The sequence below is a fragment of the Acinetobacter kanungonis genome (assembly GCF_009939195.1).
Lineage (GTDB): Bacteria > Pseudomonadota > Gammaproteobacteria > Pseudomonadales > Moraxellaceae > Acinetobacter > Acinetobacter kanungonis.
Map to the genome: position 1 here is coordinate 1 of NZ_JAACKC010000016.1, position 4,036 is coordinate 4,036.

Annotated in this window: 3 protein-coding genes; all 3 read left to right on the top strand. The window is 37.3% G+C overall.

Annotated elements, in window-relative coordinates; all coding sequences use genetic code 11:
* Positions 1-574: 574 nt before the first annotated feature.
* The 3 genes from GWK51_RS16355 (at position 575) to GWK51_RS16365 (ending at position 3,983) form a co-directional block, all read left to right on the top strand.
* Complete coding sequence (locus GWK51_RS16355; RefSeq protein ID WP_161934513.1) at positions 575-1,504, top strand: LysR family transcriptional regulator; 930 nt, start codon at positions 575-577, stop codon at positions 1,502-1,504.
* A gap of 280 nt (positions 1,505-1,784) precedes the next feature.
* Positions 1,785-3,095, top strand: coding sequence for an MFS transporter (tcuC, locus tag GWK51_RS16360; RefSeq protein ID WP_161934514.1), 1,311 nt, complete (start codon positions 1,785-1,787; stop codon positions 3,093-3,095).
* A 93-nt stretch (positions 3,096-3,188) separates the two neighbouring features.
* Positions 3,189-3,983, top strand: coding sequence for a substrate-binding domain-containing protein (locus tag GWK51_RS16365; protein ID WP_216071801.1), 795 nt, complete (start codon positions 3,189-3,191; stop codon positions 3,981-3,983).
* The last annotated feature ends 53 nt before the right edge of the window (positions 3,984-4,036 follow it).

The following is a 4,036-nucleotide window of genomic DNA, read 5'->3' on the forward strand; positions in this document are numbered from 1 at the left end:
GTTGTTATTCGTATAATAGAGATTATGTTAAATCCGATACACCTAACAATAACTTCTAGTTCCTATTGTGTTGAATGTTATTATCAAATAATTCTGTAATGATAAAAACTGTTCTAATGAAATAAGAACTGTCTCTATCATGATTAATTAAGCCCTAAAATAATCTTTGAAATTAAACCCAAGACGAGAACATTATCAACATGATTTGTTGTACTTGGATGTATGACATACTGAATATCTGGTGGCAGGCCTCAAACCTTATAGGGTAATAGCTCCAATTATTAACATCGGTTGCACTTACTTAACGTTTTTATTAACACTTAAGTTTTTAGAATGACAAACAATTTCTAATAGTTGATAGGAATCATCTATATTTTGATAGTTACCACAGTTTTCCAATTTAGGAGCACATATTTATCAAAAACTTAAAGATCAAAATTCACCCACTAAAACCACTTTAAAATCACATTAATTAGAATATATTTTTTCATTACTGTTAAAATTTACAATCATGAGAGATTTTACTATCCTTCATAGCTCTATAAATCTAGGATGATCAGCGAATAAATTAATTATGGAAATCAAACAAATAAAATATTTTTTGACTGTTGTAGAGGCTGGAAGTATTGGAAAAGCAGCTCAAAAACTCGATGTCGGCGCTTCGGCTATTAGCCAACAAATTAGTAAACTAGAACAGGAACTCAGCATTCGCTTATTACAACGTAATGCCTTTGGGGTTACACCAACACCGGCAGGCCTTGCCTTTTTAAAACATTCACAGTTAATTCTCAGACAAATTAACTTTGCAGTTGATGCAGCCCATTCTGCAAGACTTTCTGGACATGTCAGCCTTGGTTTTCCGCCGACCATTACAGCCTTACTCGGCATACCGTTAATGAAATTAATGTCTGAACGCTATCCCGACATACATCTTGAAATTGTCGAAACACTATCCGGTAACCTAATACAGTCCATCAATGCACGTCAGCTTGATATCGCAATTATTTTTACCAATGAAATTGATAAACAGTGGTCTATAGAACCATTGGTACGAGAACAAATGTATTTAATGGCACGAAAAGAAGTTCTGGAAAAATATGGACTTGCAGAATGTATTAAGAGCAGCATGATTCAATCACAACAAATTGGTGACATTCCTTTAGTACTTCCACGTCAACGGCATAGTTTAAGAAAACTATTAGAACACAAAATTGGGCAGTTGAATGTAGTCTATGAAATTGATGGACTACATTTACTTATGGATAGTCTTGTCCATCTAGACCTTGCAAGTGTTCGACCGGGAAGTGCCTGCCTGCCAGAATATCAGCATAAAATAGAGCTACTGAAGGTCGTAGATCCAGAAATTGAACGTATCAATTATCTTGTTAGCCTTGCGGAAGAGGAATTATCTCCCGCTGCATTAGCCGCTAAATCAGCAATACGCGCTTGCATAAGAGAACTTATACAAAATCAAAGTTGGCCTTGTGCAGAAAACATTTCATAGATATCCATTAATTTTATTAAATACCCAATTAACGTTGTCCTCTCTCCTACTGCTGCTTTTTAGGATTACATTTTGCATCGAATGATAGATGGGTTTTCATTTATCGCAGTGTAGAAGTGTAGTTAAAACAGGAAACAAGGCTTCACGATTTGTATGAGGGTTACTTTTAAACCTTTTTTATAGACCATGCATAATTTTGGTTCTTTACAAAAGTTTTAGAAAATTTATCCAAATTGAAGATCGTGAATGTTTCCATGTTGTCAGGCCAAGGAGGTCTCCAATGGATAGTGTGAATAATCGTAGAGCCACATTCAAAAAAATATTAAATGTAACCAGTGGTAATTTTTTAGAGCAATACGATTTTTTTCTTTTTGGTTTCTATGCCACTTATATCGCAGCAAAATTTTTCCATTCTGAAAATGAATACGTCTCTTTAATGATGACATTTACCGTATTTGCTGCTGGTTTTCTCATGCGCCCATTAGGCGCTATTTTTCTGGGGGCCTATGTCGATAAAGTCGGTCGCCGCAAAGGTTTAATTGTAACGCTCAGTCTAATGGCTATGGGAACGGTTTTAATCACTTTTGTTCCTGGCTATGAAACTATAGGTATTATCGCACCAATTTTGGTTGTGATTGGACGTCTTTTACAAGGTTTTTCAGCAGGTGTTGAGTCTGGCGGTGTCTCTATTTATCTAGCAGAAATTTCAACCGATAAGAATCGTGGATTTATTACCAGTTGGCAGTCTGGCAGTCAACAAATTGCTGTTGTCTTTGCTGCATCACTTGGTTATTGGCTAAATACTGTTTTAACAAATGCTCAAGTCGGTGAGTGGGGTTGGCGTATTCCGTTTCTGATTGGTTGTTTAATTATTCCATTAATATTTTTATTCCGTCGTACATTAGAAGAAACTGAGGACTTCAAAGCGCAAAAAACGCATCCTTCTTCAAAAGAAATTTTCAACACACTGGTTAGCAACTGGCGTATTGTCCTTGCTGGCATGATGTTGAGTGCCATGACCACAACCACATTCTACTTCATTACTGTTTACACCACTGTATATGCCAAACGTACATTAGAAATGTCCGTGACTGACAGTCTTTTAGCCACTGTGTTTGTCGGTCTCTCCAATTTCTTCTGGTTACCAATGGGTGGTTTGCTTTCAGACAAGATTGGTCGTAAACCCGTTTTAGTCGGCATTACTACGCTTGCTATTTTCACAACGTATCCAGTTTTGAGCTGGTTAGTAAGTGACATTAGTTTCACGAACCTCCTGATTACGCTTGCTTACTTCTCATTCTTCTTTGGTATGTATAACGGCACCATGGTTGCTACGCTTGCTGAAGTCATGCCAAAACGAGTACGTACTGTCGGTTTCTCTTTAGCATTCAGCCTTGCAGCTGCGATTTTTGGCGGTATGACACCAATGGCATGTACTTTCCTTGTCGAAAATACAGGGAATGCAAGTACGCCGGCTTTTTGGCTGATGTTAGCTGCCGTATGTAGCTTAATTTCAAGTTTATATCTATGTCGTGGTTCTAAACAAAACACGTCTGATCCGATTACAGAGCAAGCCAAAATTAGCGCTTAACTCAGAACCAAACCCTTCTGTAGTTTTAATGAACAGTACGGTTAATCTTGAATTTCCGTACTGTGCTCTCTTGCAATTAAAATGAGGCACTATATGAAAAAAATCTCTATTTTTAAATCAATCTTCTTTGCCAGTGCAGGTCTAGTCTCTTCATTCACAAATGCAGACACCCTAGAAGTCATTAGCTCGGGTGGTTTTTATTCATCCATGGAAAAACTGATTCCTGTTTTTGAACAACAAACAGGTCATACGGTTCATCTTTCATCAGGTTCTTCGATGGGTGCATCACCAACCGCAATACCAAACAGGCTCGATCGTGGAGAACGTTTTGATGTTGTGGTTCTTGCCGCACCTGAACTCAATAAACTAGCAGATAAAGGTTTCGTAGAACCAGATTCACAACGAGATTTAGTCAAATCTAGTATTGGTATGGCGATTCCTAAAGGCGCTCAAAAACCAGATATTAGCACTGCGGAAAAATTTGAAAAAGTTTTGTTGAATGCCAAACATATTGGTTACTCAGCAAGTGCAAGTGGTACACATCTTGAAAAAAATGTCTTCCCAAGTTTCCCACCAGTTGAATACAAAGTCATTTTTAGTAAAGCTGAAAAAGTGGTTGGCGATCGAGTTGCTAAACGTATTGCCGAAGGTCAATTTGATGTTGGATTCCAGCAAATTAGCGAAATCAAACCATTTACAGGTAAATATGGACAAGTTGAGCTAGTTGGACCTATTCCTGCACCTTATCAAAAAGTCACGATTTTTTCCGCAGGTATTGGCAAAAACACTAGCTATGAAAAAGCGGCTAATGAATTGATTCAATTTGTAAAATCACCACAAGCGACACACATTATTGAAGAGCAAGGTCTAGAACAGATCAAACAATAAAAATGCTGTATGAGGCAACATCTAAACAAGATGTTGCTTTTTTACTCGTTATT